The organism is Lentibacter sp. XHP0401 (assembly GCF_025751535.1).
GTDB lineage: Bacteria > Pseudomonadota > Alphaproteobacteria > Rhodobacterales > Rhodobacteraceae > Lentibacter.
On record NZ_JAOWLC010000001.1, the window covers coordinates 203,276 to 221,010 of the forward strand.

A 17,735-nucleotide genomic window follows, 5' to 3' on the forward strand; every position below is an offset into this window, starting at 1 on the left:
TGCGAGAGAGGTTTTTCGGCTGACACCGACCCGCTGGGGGGCCAGCCCCCCTGGTGCAAAACCTGCAATTTTGCCCCCCCCCGGGATATTTGAGGCAATAAGAAAGGCCTAAAGCGGATTAACGTTTCTGGCGGGCCATGAAGGCGAGACGTTCGAAGAGGTGCACGTCTTGTTCGTTTTTGAGCAAGGCTCCATGGAGTTTTGGCAGAGCGTTTCCTGCGTCGCGTTTGAGGTCTTCGGGAGACAGATCTTCGGCGAGCAGGAGCTTTAGCCAGTCGAGCACCTCGGAGGTTGACGGTTTTTTCTTGAGGCCCGATTGATCGCGAATTTCGTAGAACTGCGTGAGTGCTGTTGTTAGCAGTTGTTCCTTGATTCCTGCGTGATGGACTTCGACGATCTGGCGCATGGTGTCCATGTCGGGGAAGCGGATGTAGTGAAAGAAGCAGCGGCGCAGGAAGGCGTCGGGCAGTTCTTTTTCGTTGTTCGAGGTGATGATGATCACGGGGCGGTTTTTTGCGCGGATCGTTTCGCCTGTTTCGTAGACGTGAAACTCCATGCGGTCGAGCTCTTGCAGGAGATCGTTCGGAAATTCGATATCGGCTTTGTCGACTTCGTCAATCAGCAGCACCACACGCTCGTCGGATGTGAAGGCCTCCCAAAGCTTGCCTTTTTTGATGTAGTTGCTCACGTCATGCACGCGTGCATCGCCTAGCTGGCTGTCGCGCAGGCGGCTGACGGCATCGTATTCGTAGAGGCCTTGCTGGGCCTTGGTGGTGGATTTGATGTTCCACTCGATCATTCTCATGCCCAACGCTTTGGCCACCTGGCGGGCCAGCTCGGTTTTGCCTGTGCCGGGCTCGCCCTTGACCAGGAGGGGGCGTTCCAGTGTCACGGCGGCGTTGACGGCGGTCTTTAGATCATCCGTGGCGATATATGCGTCGGTTCCGTCAAATCTCATATGAACGTGGCCCTGTTGTTTATTGATTTCATTCGCAAACTAACCGAGACGCAAATTCACCGCAATCGGATGTTATCGGGTAGTGACAATCTGCTTTCTTCAGAGTATTAGCCCCCCAGAAGCAGCGCTCAGTGAAGGAGATACCCATGTCAATGACGCGCTCAACAGCAGAGGAAAAGGAAATGAAAGCAGAGCTTTTTCTGCCTGATGACTATCGTCCCGCCGAGGATGAACCTTTTATGAACGAACTCCAGCTCGAGTATTTTCGGCGTAAGCTGATCACATGGCGTGAAGAGCTTCTGGAAGGCAGCCGCGACACGATCGAAGGGCTGCAGGAAAGCACGCGCAACATTCCGGATTCAGCCGATCGTGCCTCTGAAGAGACCGATCGCTCGCTTGAACTGCGCACGCGTGACCGCCAGCGCAAACTCGTTTCAAAGATCGACGCAGCTTTGCGCCGTATCAGTGAAGGAGAGTTTGGATATTGCGAGAAAACCGGTGACCAGATTTCGCTGAAACGCCTCGATGCGCGCCCGATTGCGACAATGACGCTTGAGGCGCAGGAACGCCATGAGCGCCGTGAAAAAGTTCATCGCGACGACTGAGCAGGCCTTGCAAAGGTGAAGAAATACAGGGCGTCGGAGCGTGAGTTCCGGCGCTTTTTGTTTGGGAGAAAACCATGGTCAAAGGGCTGAAAATTCTGATTGTCGGCGCGGGTATCGGCGGGCTGGCTTTGGCCCGTGTTCTTGCGCTGCGCGGGGCCGATGTGACGGTGCTGGAACAGGCTCCCGAGATTGCCGAAGTGGGCGCGGGTTTGCAGATTTCGCCCAACGGGCTTGCAGTGCTGCGCGCGCTCGGGCTTGCGGGCGCGCTTGAGGCCAGCGGGGCTGTTCTGGCGGACACCGTGCAGCTCAAGGATTATCGCGGTGCGGGGGTGCTCAAGCTTGATTTGACGCAGCTTTCGCCGCAGAAATATTACTTTGTTCATCGTGCTGATTTGATTGAGCTTTTGGCGGAGGGTGCGCGTGCGGCAGGTGTGAAAATCCAGTTGTTGCAGAAGGTTGAAAGCGTAGAAGACGGGCCGCTTGCGCGCATCATTTTGGCCAGTGGCGAGGTGCGTGAGGCCGATCTTATCGTGGGGTGTGACGGGGTGCATTCGGTGGTGCGAGGGGCGCTGAACGGGGCTGAAAAACCTTTCTTTACAGGCAATGCCGCGTGGCGGGCCACTGTGCCGAACCTTTGGGGGCGCAGGAGTGATGTGCAGGTGCATATGGGGCCGCGGCGGCATTTGGTGAGCTATCCGCTGAAGGGAGGTGCGATGGTTAATCTGGTGGCTGTGGAGGAGCAGCGAAAGTGGCTGGCCGAAAGCTGGATGCAGGAGGACGACCCCGCCAATTTGCAGGCTGCTTTTGACGACTTCGGGGCCGAGGCGAAAGCCATGCTGGCCGAGGTGAGAGAGGTGAAGCAATGGGGCTTGTTCCGCCATCCTGTTGCGGTGCGTTGGCATGGTGAGAGCCTTGCCCTGTTGGGCGATGCGGCCCATCCGACGCTGCCGTTTCTGGCGCAGGGGGCGGTTATGGCGCTTGAAGATGCCTGGGCGATGGGCGTGGCTTTGGACAGAGCGGAGCGCCTGAGCCAAGGCCTTGAAACCTACCAGCTTTGGCGGCGCGCAAGGGCGGAAAAAGTGATCAATACCGCAACGGGAAATGCGTGGAAATATCACTTGAGTTTTGGCCCGCTACGTTTTGCGGCGCACAGTGTTTTACGGCTTGGCGGGGCCGTTGCGCCGATGCAAATGCTGAAGCAGTTTGACTGGCTTTACGGCTATGATGTGACCACAGATTTGCCCGTTCAAAACCAGCGTTAACTTTTGCAAAATGTGCTGATTCCAGGGGGGTGATATGAGTGCACAATGCGTGCACCCCCCGTGCACCGCCAAAACGGTTTTCTGATGCTCATAAAAAAAGCAGCCGTTCGTGAAGAGTGCGAACGGCGGCTTCATGTGTTGGTAAGCTTACTTCAGGATCGAGCGGCCTGCATATTGGGCCGACTCGCCGAGGGCTTCCTCGATGCGGATGAGCTGGTTGTATTTGGCCAGCCTGTCGGAGCGCGCCAGCGATCCGGTTTTGATCTGCCCACAGTTGGTGGCGACAGCGAGGTCGGCGATGGTTGCATCTTCGGTCTCGCCCGAGCGGTGCGACATCACGTTTGTCATGCGCGCGCGGTGGGCCATATCAACGGCCTTGAGCGTCTCGGAGAGCGTGCCGATCTGGTTTACCTTTACCAGCATCGAGTTGGCGCAGCCCTTCTCGATGCCCATGGCCAAGCGTTCGGGGTTTGTGACGAAGAGATCGTCGCCGACGAGCTGGATTTTGTCGCCCAGTTTGTCGGTGAGGGCTTTCCAGCCTTCCCAGTCATCTTCCGAGCAGCCATCCTCGATCGAGATGATCGGATAGTCGGCGCAGAGGGCTGCGAGGTAGTCGACGTTTTCTTGCGGGGTGAGGGATTTGCCTTCGCCTGCCAGTTCGTATTTGCCGTTTTTGAAGTATTCTGTCGCGGCGCAGTCGAGCGCGAGGTAGATATCTTCGCCGGCTTTGTAGCCTGCTTTTTCGATCGACTTCAGGATGAAATCAAGCGCTTCGCGGGTAGAGGCAATGTTGGGGGCAAAGCCGCCCTCATCGCCGATGCCTGTTGAGAGGCCTGCGGCTGTCAGCTCTTTTTTCAGGGTGTGGAACACTTCGGCACCCATGCGGACGGCATCGCGGATGTTTTCCGCTGACACGGGCATGATCATGAATTCCTGAATGTCGATGGGGTTGTCGGCATGTTCGCCGCCGTTGATGATGTTCATCATGGGCACGGGGAGCGTGCGGGCAGATGTGCCGCCGACATAGCGGAAGAGGGGTTGGGAGCAAAAGTCTGCTGCGGCTTTGGCCGCGGCGAGGGACACGCCGAGGATGGCGTTTGCGCCGAGGCGGGATTTGTTGGGTGTGCCATCCAGCTCGATCATCACCGCGTCGAGGAGTTCCTGTTCTGTTGCGTCCATGCCGATGAGGGCTTCGGCGATTTCGCCGTTGACGGAGGCGCAGGCTTCCAGCACGCCCTTGCCCATGTAGCGGGACGTGTCGCCATCGCGTTTCTCGGAAGCTTCGTAAGCGCCTGTGGAGGCCCCAGAGGGGACAGCAGCGCGCCCCATGGTTCCGTCTTCGAGGATCACATCGACCTCGACTGTCGGGTTGCCACGGCTGTCGAGGATTTCGCGGGCGTGAATGTCGATGATGGTGCTCATGGTGTGATGTCCCTCTGATTGCGTTGTGCTGTTCATAGGGGCCTCAGCGTCATGCGCAAGGACGGTAGCGCCAACATTGGCGCAACTTCCTCGGAATGCATGAGCTTTGATCTTTTTTCTTGCCGGAAATATCCCGGGGGGAGCGCGAGGGGGGCTGGCCCCCCTCGCATGGATCGGATTGCGCACAGCGCAATTCGAAACTGATCAGACCGCCGCCGAGGAGGCTGGCGCGTGACCGCGGGCGAGTTTGCGCTCGCGCAGGAAGGTATAAAGGCCCGAGGCGATGATGAGGGCCGAACCTGCGTAAGTGAGTGCATCGGGAGATTCGCTGAAGACGATGTAGCCGAGGATGATCGAGAAGAGGAGCCGTGTGTAGCGGAACGGCATGATGGCCGAGGCATCGCCCAAGCGCATGGCAACGACGATCATGTAATAACCGATGATGCCGAAAAAGACGCCGATGGCGAGGTAGAGGCCTGTTGTGGGTGTGAGCGAAACAAAAGGCTCGCCTGAAAGCATCAGGAGCGGCACGGCAAGAACGAAGGAGCTTGAGCCGTAAAACGATACGACCATGGAGGAAGTGTTGGGCGGCACGAGGCGGGTGAGCAGATCGCGCGCGGCGATGCCTGCGACGGCGATGAGAACGAAGAGGGCGGAAGGATCAAACCCCGCGAGGCCCGGGCGGATGATGATGAGCACGCCGATGAAGCCTGTGATGATTGCGGCCCAACGCCGCCAGCCGACTTGCTCGCCCATGAAGAGCGCCGCGCCAAGGGTGATAGCCAGAGGCGTGGCCTGGAACACGGCGGCAACTGTCGACAGCGGGACGAGCCAGAGCGCTGTGATGAAGGCCGAAGCGGCCACCGTATCGGAGAGGGTGCGCCAGAAGATGATTTTGGTGCGGTAGCGGCGGGCAAAGACATTGACGCCCTGCGCACGGGCCAGAAGGCCGAAGACAACCACGGAGGCCCCCCCGAGGCAGAGGAAAATTTGCCAGCGTGGCAAAAACAGTGTGAGGTGCTTGATGAAGCTGTCCTCAACCGCAAAGGCCGCCATGGCCGCCGTGAGAAGGAGGATTCCGCGCAGGTTGTTCATTGGATGTGCGTCCGTAAATGTTACCCGACACCTTTCGGGGAAAGCGGGCAGGGGTGCAAGGTGTTTCGCTTGTTAAGAATGTGGAGACTGGGCGCGCACGGACATAAGGCCACCGAAAGCGCGCATTATTCCTTCTTGAGCGGCACGCCGTAGAGCTCGAGGCGGTGGCCCTTCAGCTTGTAGCCGAGCTTTTCGGCGATGCGCTCTTGCAGGGCTTCGATTTCTTCATCGACAAATTCGATAACCTGCCCCGAGTTCATATCAATCAGGTGATCGTGGTGTTCACGCTCGGCATCTTCATAGCGGGCGCGGCCATCGCCGAATTCGAGCTTGTCGAGGATGCCGGCTTCTTCAAAGAGCTTCACCGTGCGGTAGACTGTGGCGATGGAAATACCTGCATCAAGGGCCGAGGCGCGGGCGTATAGCTCTTCCACATCGGGGTGGTCATCACTCTCTTGCAGCACTGTTGCGATGATACGGCGCTGGCCTGTCATGCGCAGGCCTTTGGCTTCACAGCGGGAAATGATTGTATCGGTCATGGCATGGCTCATCTTGTCTGCACGCGGGTTTAACCGAGCGGCGCTGAGTTGGCCAGAGTTAAGGGCCAAACGGGGGCTAAACAGTGAGCTGGCTTTGTATGAAACTGCCTTGATGCCGGCCAATCTTGGTGTGCTCGGACGATGTTTGCAGGAATGGCAAACGGTTGAGCGCTGGAACACGGGCACGCGAGCAAGGCGCGGTCTGAACTGGCGGCAACGCGACGCCTGTTGGGTCGCGTTGCCGTTTGGCTTTGGCTTTGGGTTTGTTTACATCGCAGGGAGGATGGCGACATCGCGGATCATGCCGTCGAGGCCTTCGATCATGCCTGCTCCGGTGGCGACCCCTGTTTTGAGATCAACCGAATACAGCATGTTGCCGTTGATCAACCATGCCATGTTTTCCATTTCGGCTGTGGTCTGGATATCGAAGGCATAGTTGGCCTCGGGGGCTTCAAGGCCCAGCTTGCCGATGGCGCCCAGTGTTCCATCGTTCGGTGAAACCTGCTGGATCACGGCAACGATGGTGGAATCGATATCAAACATCGCGGTGCTTTCGGGTTTGCCATAGCTGTTGATGTAAGCGGCGGCGGCTATGGCGGGTGTCTCGCCTGCGTGCATGTCGTCTGATTTCCAATCAAGGCTGCCATCCACGGTCACAGCGCCGGAATCGACATCGACGCGGTGGTTGGTTGTTCCTGTCATGAAGCGCAGTTTGTCGGCCATCGGGTTGAAATCAACGATTACCGGCTGGTCTGTTACAGGCAGGGGGGTGTCCATTGTGGACATTTCCGTTGTGTCGCCTGTGGCCGGATCAATGCTGACGATGCGCATGTCGGGGGTGACGCCGACCAAAGTGTTGTTGGACGGGCGCAGATCAAGGCCAAGCAGGCTGTCAACGCCCTTCACATCCATTGTGCCGGAAACGGCAAGCGTTTCGGTGTCAAACATCACCAGTGTCTTGTCGCCGACGAGGCCAACGGCGGGCGCGGCAAAGGCGGCTGAAAGAGATAAGGTCAGTGCGGTTGTCGAAAAAGCTGCGATACGAAGCATGATTAAATTTCCTTAGTTTGGACTGCAAAAGCACGGCGGTTGTCGCCGTCCATACCTAGAGGACACGCAAGCTGCGCAACTGGATGCAAAAATTTTGAAAAACATGCATCCGTATCGCTTCGCCGCGTGTCTTCCCCAGTGAAAGAGATTAGTTTGTTGGCGTGTTTGACAGGTGCAGCAGCCCGGCCATGACAGGTTTTCTCTTTTCCGATAGAGAGGAGGTATGTTTGCGCACGGCTTCAGGAAGGATAGTGCTTTGAGCGAAGATTTAGATGCGCGTGCACGGGCTAATCTGCTTTTTCGTGCGATTGCCGATTGCACTGCGGGCAAAGGGGCAGGTGTTGATGCTATTCTGGCCAGTGAAGGCGCGCAGCTTCTGGGGGTTGCACAGCGTATCCTGGGCCGACGTGATCTGGCGGAAGAAGCGCTTCAGGATGCGATGCTTCAGGTTTGGCGCAAGGCAAAGCAATTTGACGCGCAAGCCGGATCGGCGCGCGGCTGGATCTACGCGATCTTGCGCAACCGTTGTCTGAACATTCTGCGCGATGGCAAACGGCTGAGCACCTTGCCACCCGCCGAGCTTGCAAGCTTGCTGGAAGCCCGCCAAGGAATCGTGCCTGATGAGGGCTGGGAAATTCTTGCGGGACCAAGCCGCATCCGTGATTGCCTGAGCGGGCTCGACAGCCAAAGCCGCCATATCATTCTGCTCGCGCATGTTGCTGGCTTCAGCCACGCAGAAATATCAACCCGTCAGGATGTGCCGCTCGGCACGATCAAATCCCTGATCCGCAGAGGGCTGCAAGCCCTGAAGGAGTGTCTGACATGACCCGTTTATCAGACGAAATCATCGCCCTGTCAGATGAATATGTCCTTGGTTTGTTGTCTCCGACGGAAGCGGCCCTTCTGGAAGAGATCATGGTGCGTGATACCGAACTTGCGCAACGGGTCGGACGTTTGCGTGACCGGTTGTTGCCGCTGGACCTCTCTGCGGAACCTGTCGAGCTGCCTGACGGGTTTGAACAGCGGCTTTCGGGCAGGCTGAGCACAGAACCACAACTCGCCGCGATTGAAACCAGCCGTGTCACCGCTGCACAGCCCGCCAACCTGCCTGTAGCCCCGAAAAAATGGGTGGCCGGTTTGATGGCCGCGTCGATTGCGGGGCTTGTTGCGGGGATTGGTCTTGGCGGGATGCAAGAGGCGCCCGACCCAAAGGTTGTGGCCGTTCTTGTGGATGCGGCAGGCGTGCCGCAGGCGGTTATTGACGACTATGGTAATGATACGGCGATGGTTCGTTTTGTGGCGGATATATCTGTTCCTGCTGACCGGACCTTGCAGGTCTGGACGCTTCCGTCGGCAGATATGGGGCCGGTTTCGCTTGGCGTGCTCGACGGCGTGGCGGCGTCCCGTCTGTCATTTGAGGACTTGCCTGACCCCAATGCAGAGCAACTTTACGAGGTTACGCTTGAGCCTCTCGGCGGATCACCAACCGGCCGCCCGACGGGGCCGATCATCGGCAAGGGCTTTGCTGCGGATCAGATATAAGCGGACCCCGGGAGGCGGCGCTGGTGATCGCAGTTTACACATCCCATTTCTGGTAGGGGTCGGGCAGGGGGATGGCGGCCAGCAACTCTTTTGTGTAGGCCGCTTTGGGGCTTTCAAAGAGTTCTGTTGTTTCGCCTTCTTCAACGATTTCGCCTTTGTGGAGTATGAGCACACGGCTGCACAGCCGCCGGATGACGGACAGATCGTGGCTGATGAACGCCAGTGACAGCCCCAGTTCGCGCACCAGATCGGCGAGGAGATTGAGCACTTGCGCTTGCGAGGAAACATCCAGCCCCGATACGATTTCGTCGGCTAGAATAAAGTCGGGGCGAAGGGCGATTGCTCGGGCAATGCCGACCCGCTGGCGTTGCCCTCCGGAGAGTTCGTGCGGATAGCGCCTGGCGAATGTTGTGGGCAGGCCGACCATGTCCAGCGCCTCATTGACCTTTGCGGGAAGGTTCTCCACCCCGTGCAAACGCAGCGGACCGGCGATTATTCCGCCCACACGGCGGCGCGGATTGAGTGATGACATCGGGTCCTGAAAGATCATCTGGAACTGCTGGCGCATTCCGCGGAGCTGGTTCTCGTTCATGTGGGTGATGTCGATTCCTTTGAATTTGATCTGGCCGCCTGTTGGCTCTAACAGCCGCAACATGGCGCGACCCAGTGTCGACTTGCCGGAGCCCGAGCCGCCCACGATCCCCAGCACGGCGCCTTTTGGCACATCAAAGCTCAGCCCTTTGAGGATTTCGATGCGTGGCGTTGCCCCGAGAAGGGGTTTGCGTGTCATATCAGGCAAGGACAGGTGGAGATCCCGTATTTCGTAGATCATCGGCTTGCCCTTATGTCATGTTCCAGAACTTCCTGTTCGACAGCTTCAATCACCGTCTCCGAGACAGGCAACAGGCTGTCTATCGGGTTGGTATATGTTGGTGTCGCGGCCAGCAGCGCGGCGGAGTATGGGTGAACGGGATGCATGAAGAAACGGTGCATGCGCGCCTCTTCAAGAACCTTTCCCGCATAGAGAACCGACAGGCTATCGCAGACTTTGGACACCACGCCCAAATCATGGGTCACAAACAGAAGCGCCGTTCCGTGATGGGACTGCATTTCCGCAATCAGTCGCAAGATCTGTTTTTGCACGGTCACATCCAAAGCGGTTGTGGGTTCGTCGGCTATGATGAGTTTGGGCTCTGCTGCAAAGGCAGACGCGATCAGAATGCGTTGGCGCATCCCGCCTGACAACTCATGCGGATAGCTGCGCATCACGCGCTCGGGGTTGGGGATATGCACCTCGTCGAGCAGTTCGAGCGCCCGGGCCTGGGCGTTTTGTTTGCTCCAGCCGAGAATATCGACCAGGCGCCGTGTGATTTGTGGCCCGATACGCTTTGAGGGATTGAGGGCGGTCAGCGGATCTTGGGGGATCAGTGCTGCGGTGGCCCCGATCTGTTTGCGCCGCGCCGCAGGGCTGAGCTTTAACAAGTCCACGCCATCCAGCCAGATTTCACCGGATATGACATGCAGGGCCCTTGGCAGTGTGCCCAGAACCGCTTTGCCGATCATGGATTTGCCAGCGCCGGATTCGCCAACAAGCCCGTGAACCTGCCCCGCCGCTACATTCAGCGAGACGGAGCGCAGGATCGGCTCGCCTGTTTGCAAGGCAACGGTCAGGTTGCGAACGGAAAGATAGCCACTCATCTCAGCACCGGATCAAAGCGGTCTTTCAACCCTTCGCCAAGTTGGGAAAAACTGAGCACCGTGAGAAAGAGGGTGATCAGTGGAAAGACGAGAACCCACCATGCCTGATGGACGCTGGTCCGGCCCTCCGAGATCATCCCGCCCCATGTGGGGCTGTCTGTTGAAATTGAAAGGTTCACAAAACTCAGGATAGCTTCGACGATCACGGCGATTCCCATCTCAAGTGTCAACAAGGCCACAATGGTTGGCAATACGTTGGGCAGGATTTCGGCCAGCATCGTGCCAAACCGCGTGCGCCCCGCGACCTGCGCACTGGCGACATAATCCATCGCCCCCTGCGACATGGCTTCGGCCCTGATGACGCGGGCAAAACGGGTCCAGTCGATGATGACAATGGCGATGATGATCGACAGAAGGCCCGGACCAAGCACCGCGATGAGCAGGATGGCAAACAACACTGGCGGGAAGGCCATCCAGATGTCTACAAACCGGCTGATGATCCGGTCGGGCCAGCCACGGTAAAAGCCTGAAACCAGCCCCAAAGTTGCTCCAGCTACGCAAGTCAGCGTGCCTGCGACCAGTGCCACAACCAGCGCCAGACGTGCGCCATAGAGGATGCGGGACAGCACATCCCGGCCCAGTGAATCTGTGCCGAGCAGATACCCCGGCTCTGCGCCTTCCATCCAGAAAGGCGGCATGCGACCGAGGAACAAATCCTGCATCAGCGGGTCTTTGGGTGCGATGAGGGGTGCGCAGATGGCGGCAAGCGCCAGCAGTGTCAACCAGCCACCGGAGAGCCAGAGGCGCGCACCGATGGGGCGCCGTATGTTGCCGCGCGCATCACGCATGGCGCAACCTCGGATTGAGCACTGCGTAGAGCATATCGACAACCAGATTGACGAGGGTGAACAGAAGCGCAAACAGGATCACAATGCCCTGTATCAGCGGCAGATCACGGTTGATCACGGCATCAATGGCCATATTTCCCAATCCTTCATAGCTGAACAGCCGCTCAATGATGACAGTGCCACCGATCAGAAAGGTGAACTGGACCCCCACCAATGTCAGTGTCGGCAATATCGCATTGGGCAGGGCCTCGCGGGTGATGATGTGGTTTTCGTTGTAGCCTTTGGTGCGGGCCAGGGTCACATAATCCAGATGCATTGTTTCTTTCAGAGACTGTTTCAAAAGTTGCGCAATGATTGCGGCGAGCGGGATTGCCAGTGCCAAAGCCGGCATGAACATATGTGCGATCAGGTCGGCGACGACATCGAATTTCAGGCGCAGGATGGCTTCGAACAGGTAGAAGTTGGTTGCGAAGTCCGTGTTGAGCGCGGGCGAGATACGGCCCGAGATGTGAAAGACCGGCCAGAGCACCCCGAACAACAGGATCAGCACCAGTCCCCACAGGAAATCGGGGATCGAGAGGGCCATTCCGGCGCTTATGTCAACCGCGCCTTCGGTTCGTGTTCCGCGATAGAGTGTGCCGAGCAAAGCGAGAGCACCGCCCATGACCACGGCGATCATCAGGGCGACAACCGACAGTTCCAGTGTGGCAGGCAAACGGCCCAGAACCAGCGAGGATACCGGCTGGCGCAGTGATATAGACTGGCCGAAATCGCCTTGCATGACGCCGCCGAGCCAGATCAGGAACTGTTCGAATATGGATTTGTCAAAGCCGTATTGCGCCTGCAAGCGGGCGATGTCGGCGTCTGTTGCTCCGGGGGGCAACATCATGGCGATCGGGTTTCCGGGAACAACCCTGATTACGATAAACACGATGACGGCGACACCAAAAAGGGTGACGGCGGTTGTTATCAGCCGGAGGAGAAATTTGCGTAATAGGGTCATTGGGGTCCACTGGAAAGGATGGGCTGGCCTGTGCCAGCCCATCGGTCGGAAGGATGATCCTTAGCTTCGGGTCATCAGGTGCGGCAGGAGAGCGCCCGAGCGATGCGGTGTTACTTTGACACCTGCAGCGTGAACGATCGGCTGAACATATTGCATCAGCGGTATAACCTCTGCGTTCTCGGCGACCCTGCGGTCGACTTCTTTCCAGCCTGCGATGCGTTTGGCCTCGTCCGCTTCGCCCCAGAGTGGCAGGATCGCTTCAAAGGTTTCCTTGCCATCCCAGACAGAGTGAGGGGAGGGGCCGAACATCGCAAACCCTGTTGAGGTTGTCGGATCGCCCACAGAGTTGCCCCAGTTGTAGAAGGCAGCGGGTGCGAGCTGGTCGGCTGCGCGCAACTCGAAGTGCTTGGCGATTTCGTATACTTCGATCTCGGCCTCGATCCCGACGCGCCGCCACAGGCCGACGATGGCCTGAACCATTTCATAATCCTTGGGCTTGAAGCCCTTTGTGGTCTGGATTTTGAATTTGACGGGGTTTTCAGGGCTATAGCCGCTGTCTGCCAGTAGCTGTTTTGCCAGCTCGGGGTCATAGGGCACTTTGATGCTGTCGTCATAGGCCAGATAGTCGGGTGTTTGCATCGTGTCGATGGGAACGCCGTAGCCCGACAGAAGCCGGTCGATGATCAACTGTTTGTCGATGGCATGTGCCGCCGCTTTGCGCACGTTGGGGTCTGTCATGACCTCGATATCGTTGATGAAAATCATCGCGATATCAGACACGGGCTCGGCCACGCCAGCCAGCCCGTCTTTGGCTTTCAAGCGGTCGAATTCCTCGTAGGGGATTTCGAGTGTGACATGGCTGTTGCCGGATTCGACCTCGGCGACACGCGACGCGGCATCGGTGACGAACTTGATCGTGACAGTCTTGAATTCCGGTGCGCCGCCCCAGTAATTCTCGTTGGCCTTGAGGCGGACAAACGCGTTGCGTTCGAACTTTTCTACCATATAGGGGCCGCTGCCGATCGGGGCGGCTTCAAACCCGTCTGCGCCGACTTCTTCATAATATTTTTTGGGCATCACATAGCCCGTCAGGAAGGACATCCATTTGAAGAATGTCGGCTCGTATTCGGGCATGTCGGCGGTGACACGGTTGCCGTCGGCCTTGATGTTGGTGATCTTGCCCCAGATGAACTGGATCGGGCTGCCGGTTTCGGGGTTTCCGACACGGGCGAGCGACCATGCCACATCTTCAGCGGTGAGCGGATCGCCGTTGTGCCAGGTTACGCCTTCACGCACATCCATCCAGATGCTCTTGTTGTCATCTGACCAGCCGTAATCGGTTATGATGCCCGAGCCGAAGGACAGGTCGGGGTTTTGCGGGATGTAGAGATCAAAAACCGATTGGTAGAATCCTTGAATGGTCGGGTTTACGCCTGACAGGCCCACGGTGGGGTCCCAGCTGGGCAGGTTGACGTTATAGGCGATGACCAATTCGTCGATTGCCTGTGCGAAAGATGGCAGGCCGGCAAGCGCAAGGCTTGTGGCCGCAGCCGAGGTTTTCAATAGGCTTCTTCTGGACAGTTTCATTTTGTTTCTCCCTTGTTGGTGTCGGACTTATTTTCCTGCAAGTTTTTTGGCGAGCATCGTTCCGGGGCCCGCGCCGGTTCCTCCACCGGGCCAGACTGCGGCGCCGGTGTGGTAGAGGTTTTTGAGGGGGGTCGTGCCGTCCGCAAATCCGCGTGCGGGACGGTTCATGAAATGTTGGTGGAGTTGATGACTTCCGCAAACCTGATCGCCACCGACGAGATTTGGATTGTCGGCCTCCAGCATGGCGGGCGTTACGATGTGTTTGCCCAATATGTTGGCGCGCGTGCCGGGGGCGTAGCGTTCCAGAATATCCAAGGCGCGGTTTGCGAAGGGCTCGGCGGCATCGGCCCAGTCGGTTTGGGCAATTGTGCCCGCCGCATCGCCCTTGATCTGGCCCGGAGCCATGCGGACTTGCAGCCATAAAACATGCTTGCCTGCGGGTGCGCGTGACGGGTCAACCACTGTCGGCTGGCCGCAGACGATTACCGGTTCATCAGGCAGAAGCCCCGCCTTGGCCTGTGCATAGGTGCGTGCCATCTGGTCCATCGAGGGGGCCATGTGAACATAGGCAAAGCGTTTGAGTTCGGGTGCTGTCCAGTTGGGGAGGGCATCCATTGCCAGATGGATCATCATGGTGCCGGGGGCATGTTGAAAGCCCTGCATCGCTTGGTCATGGCGTGGTGCGTTGGTTCCGCCTGTCAGCTTCAGCAACGCTGACGGAGAAACATTGGCGATCACGGCTTTGCGGGCTTCTACCACGGTGCCGTCGGACAGAGTGATCCCGCTTGCCTTGCCGCTCGCGTGGGTGATTGCTGTGACGGTCTGCCCGCAATGCACCGTGCCGCCGCGCGCGTGGAGCATCTTGACCATGGCGCGTGTAATCGTATCGGCCCCGCCTTGCCCCAGGACCATTCCGAAGGCCTGACCCGCCATCGCCTCCAGATAGGGAAAGACAGCGCCACCCGCGATATCGGGGGCAAAATCCAGATGCATCCCCCATGCGGCGAGGGTTGCTTTGACATGCTCGGATTCAAATGTCTGATCAAGCCAGGCGCGCGGCGACATCATGAGAAAGCGCGCCAGATCAAGCGTACCGCCGCCCCCGCGCTTGCGCCATGTCTTCCAGCCCAAAGATGAAACCGCGCGCAAATTCATGGGGGTGCCTAGAACTGCAAAAACGGATTCTGCCTCTTCGGGGAACGCCTCGGTCAGGGCGGCCCAAGCCGCTGCGTCAGCAACGGAAAAGCCGCGCACGCGGGCCGTGTTTAACGCGGTATCGTTTGAAATACCCAGCCAGCGTCCGTCAGGAAACACCGAGGCAAAGGGATTAGCCGTCGGGGCAAAGGCGAGCCCGTTTTCGGCCAGTTCTCCGGCATATCCGGTGTGAAATGCCGAACCGGCAAACAGCGACAGGTTCATCGCGGCCCAGTCATGGCGGAAGCCGGGAAGGGTGTATTCACCGGTCTTTACGGCACCGCCCGGAGTGTCTGATTGTTCATAGACCGCGACCTTCCAGCCTTGTGCAGCAAGGTGACATGCGCAGGCCAGAGAATTGTGGCCCGCTCCGATTATGACTGCGTCCGGTGAGTTTGACATAGGTTCCAGCATCCTTCGCTTGCAAGATAATTGCAAACGCATATAAGTTTGTCTAGTAATGTTTCATCATTCAATCGCGATGCAGAAATACGCGAAGATCAGGGAGATATTCAGATGAATGCAACAGATGTAGTAACCAATCTGGGGGCCATGCTGGCCTCCGGGGCTGTCGAAGTTGTGGATTGCACAGGTGTGCTGGGCCCGAACACGCCGATTCTGCAACTTCCGCCGGATTTTGCCAAAAACACACCCAAAGTCGAGATTCACAAAATCAGCGAATACGACAATGACGGCCCGTTCTTTGCCTGGAACTGGATGGTTCTGGGGGAGCACTCGGGCACGCATTTTGATGCGCCCCACCACTGGATCACCGGCAAGGACTATGAGGACGGTTATACTGACAAGCTGGATGTCCAGCGGTTGATCGCGCCTGTGAATGTCATTGATTGCTCAAAGCAAAGCGCCGAGAACGAAGACTTCCTGCTCACGGCCGACGCTGTGAAGGCCTGGGAAAAAGAACATGGTGATATCAATGCAGGTGAATGGGTTGTGATGCGCACCGATTGGGACAGCCGCGTTGACGACGAGGACAAGTTTTTGAACGCGGATGAAAACGGCCCGCACTCACCCGGGCCGACACCTGATTGCATCGAATATCTTCTGAGCAAGAAAATCGTGGGTTGGGGCACGCAGTGCATCGGCACGGATGCGGGGCAGGCGGGCGGGATGGAACCGCCTTATCCTGCGCATAACCTGCTGCACCGCGATAATTGCTTCGGCCTTGCTTCACTGGCCAATCTGGACAAGCTTCCCGCGAAGGGCGCTATTTTGATTGCCACGCCACTCAAGATCAAAAACGGCACAGGCAGCCCGATAAGGGCGCTGGCTCTGGTTCCCAAGGGTTAGGATATGGCACAGTTCGATCACCTGATTATCGGGTCGGGCATAAATGCTCTGGTGGCTGCCGCGATGTTGTCAAAGAAGGGCGACAGTGTTCTGGTGGTCGAACGTGAAAACAGGATCGGAGGATGTTTGTTCACCTCCGATCAGGTGACATTGCCGGGGTTTCATCATGATGTGATGGCTGCGACCTTTGTTTTGTTTCTCACCGGACCTGCGCACGGGGTGCTGGGCTCTGATCTGGCGAAGCACGGTCTGGAGTTTTGCCATTCGCCACATCCGACTGCGGCCTTGCGCCCTGACGGGTCAGCTCTGGTTTTGAGCATGGACCGCGCGGAAAATATCGCTGCGTTCAATGCGCGTGCCGCAGGAGACGGCGATCAGCACGCCACGGATGTTGGCGCGATCGAGCGGGATGCAGATTTCCTGTTTTCTCTTTTGGGGCAATCTTTGTGGTCGCGGCAGGCCGCATGGCTCATGGCCAAAGAGGCCTGGAAGAAGGGGCTTGGCCCGCTGAAAGCGTGGTTCGGTGAGGCGCTGGAGCCTGCGCGCGGCTGGCTTGAGACGCAATATACCTCGCCGGCTGTGCAGGCCCTTTGGGCGCCCTGGGTGTTGCATGTCGGGCTGACACCCGAGGCAAGCTACGGCGGGCAAATGTCACGTGTCATTGCTTTTGCGCTGGAGGCGGCGGGCGCGCCCGTTGTGAAAGGCGGGGCAGGACAGGCGGCTGCGGCATTCCAAGCGCTTATCGAGGCCAATGGCGGGACAGTCCGAACCGGCGTTGAGGCGCGCAAAATCATCATCGAGCAAGGCAAGGCTGTCGGGATTGTGACGGCGGAAGGCGAGAGGATTCTTGCGAAAAACGTGATTGCCAGCACAGCACCCGGGCAGTTGTATGAAGGGCTGCTGGCGGGAGAAGAAACACCTGCACCCTCTAAAAAGTTTCGCCATGGTCGCGGAAACTTCCAGTTACACTATGCACTTGACGGACCAATCGAATGGGCGTGCGGAGGGCTTGACGATGTGGCTCTGATCCATCTGACAGACGGGATTGACGCAGTGTCCAAATCCAGCAACGAGGCCGAGCGTGGCATGTTACCAGCCGTTCCGACAATTTGTGTGGGACAACCGCACCGGCTGGACCCGACGCGATGCCCCGAGGGCAAGGCGGTGTTGTGGCTTCAGATACCCGATGCGCCGAGCGTTATCAAAGGAGATGCCGCCGGCGAGATCGTGACCGAAGCGGAGTGGAGCGAAGCGATGCGAGAGGCCTTCGCCGACCGGATCGAGGGCATTCTGGCGGCACATATCACCAACTGGGACAGGATCAAGCTCAAGCGGCGGGCCTATTCACCCGCTGATCTGGCAGAGATGAATGTGAACCTTGTTGGCGGTGACCCTTATGGGGGGGCTTGTACGCTTGACCAGTTTTTTGTCTGGCGGCCGTTCGCCGGACAGGTGAACAACGCGACGGGCTTTAAAAACCTGCATCACATCGGCGCATCAACCCATCCCGGCCCGGGTTTGGGCGGCGGGTCCGGGTTTAATCTGGCCAAGAAATTGGGCGCCTGAGCGGGCTTTGCGGAAGTGCGGGCCGTTCCGCGCTTTGCGGGTGGTATGGCCAATCACG

17 protein-coding genes are annotated in these 17,735 nt (G+C 58.2%); 6 read left to right on the forward strand and 11 right to left on the reverse strand.

Annotated features, from left to right (window positions below; genetic code table 11):
* Window positions 1-118: 118 nt before the first annotated feature.
* Window positions 119-958, reverse strand: a complete 840-nt coding sequence (locus OE750_RS01080; RefSeq protein ID WP_263760474.1) for an AAA family ATPase — start codon at window positions 956-958, stop codon at window positions 119-121.
* Between the two features lie 182 nt (window positions 959-1,140).
* Between OE750_RS01080 and dksA the strand changes: the two genes are divergently transcribed.
* Complete coding sequence (gene dksA, locus OE750_RS01085) at window positions 1,141-1,563, forward strand: RNA polymerase-binding protein DksA (RefSeq protein WP_263761180.1); 423 nt, start codon at window positions 1,141-1,143, stop codon at window positions 1,561-1,563.
* 74 nt (window positions 1,564-1,637) lie between these two features.
* Window positions 1,638-2,825, forward strand: coding sequence for an FAD-dependent oxidoreductase (locus OE750_RS01090; RefSeq protein ID WP_263760476.1), 1,188 nt, complete (start codon window positions 1,638-1,640; stop codon window positions 2,823-2,825).
* 147 nt (window positions 2,826-2,972) lie between these two features.
* Here the strand turns inward: OE750_RS01090 and eno are convergent, their stop codons facing one another.
* The 4 genes from eno to OE750_RS01110 all read right to left on the reverse strand — a co-directional run bounded on the left by eno (window position 2,973) and on the right by OE750_RS01110 (window position 6,931).
* Window positions 2,973-4,247, reverse strand: a complete 1,275-nt coding sequence (gene eno / locus OE750_RS01095) for a phosphopyruvate hydratase (RefSeq protein ID WP_263760478.1) — start codon at window positions 4,245-4,247, stop codon at window positions 2,973-2,975.
* Between the two features lie 204 nt (window positions 4,248-4,451).
* Complete coding sequence (locus OE750_RS01100) at window positions 4,452-5,342, reverse strand: DMT family transporter (RefSeq protein ID WP_263760480.1); 891 nt, start codon at window positions 5,340-5,342, stop codon at window positions 4,452-4,454.
* Between the two features lie 125 nt (window positions 5,343-5,467).
* On the reverse strand, window positions 5,468-5,881 hold the full coding sequence (locus OE750_RS01105) for a Fur family transcriptional regulator (RefSeq protein WP_263760482.1): 414 nt from the start codon (window positions 5,879-5,881) through the stop codon (window positions 5,468-5,470).
* Window positions 5,882-6,148: 267 nt separating this feature from the next.
* Window positions 6,149-6,931 (reverse strand): DUF4394 domain-containing protein, encoded by a 783-nt coding sequence (locus OE750_RS01110; RefSeq protein WP_263760484.1) that lies wholly within the window; start codon window positions 6,929-6,931, stop codon window positions 6,149-6,151.
* Window positions 6,932-7,187: 256 nt separating this feature from the next.
* On the opposite strand from OE750_RS01110, the gene OE750_RS01115 reads away from it, so the two are divergent.
* Both OE750_RS01115 and OE750_RS01120 read left to right on the forward strand, forming a co-directional pair.
* Window positions 7,188-7,757, forward strand: coding sequence for a sigma-70 family RNA polymerase sigma factor (locus OE750_RS01115; protein ID WP_263760485.1), 570 nt, complete (start codon window positions 7,188-7,190; stop codon window positions 7,755-7,757).
* On the forward strand, window positions 7,754-8,473 hold the full coding sequence (locus OE750_RS01120) for an anti-sigma factor domain-containing protein (RefSeq protein ID WP_263760487.1): 720 nt from the start codon (window positions 7,754-7,756) through the stop codon (window positions 8,471-8,473). The genes OE750_RS01115 and OE750_RS01120 overlap by 4 nt, the downstream gene beginning before the upstream one ends.
* Window positions 8,474-8,507: 34 nt before the next feature.
* Here OE750_RS01120 and OE750_RS01125 read toward each other — a convergent pair whose 3' ends face one another.
* From OE750_RS01125 to OE750_RS01150, 6 genes are read right to left on the reverse strand one after another with little or no spacing between them, the layout of a single operon-like run.
* Window positions 8,508-9,263 (reverse strand): ATP-binding cassette domain-containing protein, encoded by a 756-nt coding sequence (locus OE750_RS01125; RefSeq protein ID WP_263760489.1) that lies wholly within the window; start codon window positions 9,261-9,263, stop codon window positions 8,508-8,510.
* A gap of 38 nt (window positions 9,264-9,301) precedes the next feature.
* Window positions 9,302-10,171: an ABC transporter ATP-binding protein gene (locus OE750_RS01130; protein WP_263760491.1), complete on the reverse strand. Its 870-nt coding sequence runs from the start codon at window positions 10,169-10,171 to the stop codon at window positions 9,302-9,304.
* Window positions 10,168-11,019, reverse strand: a complete 852-nt coding sequence (locus OE750_RS01135; protein WP_263760493.1) for an ABC transporter permease — start codon at window positions 11,017-11,019, stop codon at window positions 10,168-10,170. Before OE750_RS01135 ends, OE750_RS01130 begins: the two co-directional genes overlap by 4 nt.
* The gene (locus OE750_RS01140) at window positions 11,012-12,022 is read right to left on the reverse strand and encodes an ABC transporter permease (RefSeq protein ID WP_263760495.1); all 1,011 of its coding nucleotides are present in this window, start codon (window positions 12,020-12,022) and stop codon (window positions 11,012-11,014) included. Before OE750_RS01140 ends, OE750_RS01135 begins: the two co-directional genes overlap by 8 nt.
* A 60-nt stretch (window positions 12,023-12,082) precedes the next feature.
* Window positions 12,083-13,609, reverse strand: coding sequence for an ABC transporter substrate-binding protein (locus OE750_RS01145; protein ID WP_263760496.1), 1,527 nt, complete (start codon window positions 13,607-13,609; stop codon window positions 12,083-12,085).
* 27 nt (window positions 13,610-13,636) lie between these two features.
* A complete protein-coding gene (locus tag OE750_RS01150) occupies window positions 13,637-15,205 on the reverse strand; it encodes a phytoene desaturase family protein (RefSeq protein ID WP_263760497.1) in 1,569 nt (522 codons plus the stop codon).
* A 114-nt stretch (window positions 15,206-15,319) separates the two neighbouring features.
* Here OE750_RS01150 and OE750_RS01155 point away from each other — a divergent pair, with 114 nt between their 5' ends.
* Window positions 15,320-16,111, forward strand: coding sequence for a cyclase family protein (locus OE750_RS01155; RefSeq protein WP_263760499.1), 792 nt, complete (start codon window positions 15,320-15,322; stop codon window positions 16,109-16,111).
* A gap of 3 nt (window positions 16,112-16,114) precedes the next feature.
* Entirely contained in the window at window positions 16,115-17,677 is a 1,563-nt protein-coding gene (locus tag OE750_RS01160) for a phytoene desaturase family protein (RefSeq protein WP_263760501.1), read from the forward strand.
* The last annotated feature ends 58 nt before the right edge of the window (window positions 17,678-17,735 follow it).

What these genes read in the sequence shown, in the direction of transcription:
- OE750_RS01080 (WP_263760474.1), bottom strand. Translation starts at nt 958, where the DNA reads ATGAGATTTGACGGAACCGACGCATATATCGCCACGGATGATCTAAAG.
- dksA (WP_263761180.1), top strand. Translation starts at nt 1,141, where the DNA reads ATGAAAGCAGAGCTTTTTCTGCCTGATGACTATCGTCCCGCCGAGGAT.
- OE750_RS01090 (WP_263760476.1), top strand. Translation starts at nt 1,638, where the DNA reads ATGGTCAAAGGGCTGAAAATTCTGATTGTCGGCGCGGGTATCGGCGGG.
- eno (WP_263760478.1), bottom strand. Translation starts at nt 4,247, where the DNA reads ATGAGCACCATCATCGACATTCACGCCCGCGAAATCCTCGACAGCCGT.
- OE750_RS01100 (WP_263760480.1), bottom strand. Translation starts at nt 5,342, where the DNA reads ATGAACAACCTGCGCGGAATCCTCCTTCTCACGGCGGCCATGGCGGCC.
- OE750_RS01105 (WP_263760482.1), bottom strand. Translation starts at nt 5,881, where the DNA reads ATGACCGATACAATCATTTCCCGCTGTGAAGCCAAAGGCCTGCGCATG.
- OE750_RS01110 (WP_263760484.1), bottom strand. Translation starts at nt 6,931, where the DNA reads ATGCTTCGTATCGCAGCTTTTTCGACAACCGCACTGACCTTATCTCTT.
- OE750_RS01120 (WP_263760487.1), top strand. Translation starts at nt 7,754, where the DNA reads ATGACCCGTTTATCAGACGAAATCATCGCCCTGTCAGATGAATATGTC.
- OE750_RS01125 (WP_263760489.1), bottom strand. Translation starts at nt 9,263, where the DNA reads ATGACACGCAAACCCCTTCTCGGGGCAACGCCACGCATCGAAATCCTC.
- OE750_RS01130 (WP_263760491.1), bottom strand. Translation starts at nt 10,171, where the DNA reads ATGAGTGGCTATCTTTCCGTTCGCAACCTGACCGTTGCCTTGCAAACA.
- OE750_RS01135 (WP_263760493.1), bottom strand. Translation starts at nt 11,019, where the DNA reads ATGCGTGATGCGCGCGGCAACATACGGCGCCCCATCGGTGCGCGCCTC.
- OE750_RS01140 (WP_263760495.1), bottom strand. Translation starts at nt 12,022, where the DNA reads ATGACCCTATTACGCAAATTTCTCCTCCGGCTGATAACAACCGCCGTC.
- OE750_RS01145 (WP_263760496.1), bottom strand. Translation starts at nt 13,609, where the DNA reads ATGAAACTGTCCAGAAGAAGCCTATTGAAAACCTCGGCTGCGGCCACA.
- OE750_RS01150 (WP_263760497.1), bottom strand. Translation starts at nt 15,205, where the DNA reads ATGTCAAACTCACCGGACGCAGTCATAATCGGAGCGGGCCACAATTCT.
- OE750_RS01155 (WP_263760499.1), top strand. Translation starts at nt 15,320, where the DNA reads ATGAATGCAACAGATGTAGTAACCAATCTGGGGGCCATGCTGGCCTCC.
- OE750_RS01160 (WP_263760501.1), top strand. Translation starts at nt 16,115, where the DNA reads ATGGCACAGTTCGATCACCTGATTATCGGGTCGGGCATAAATGCTCTG.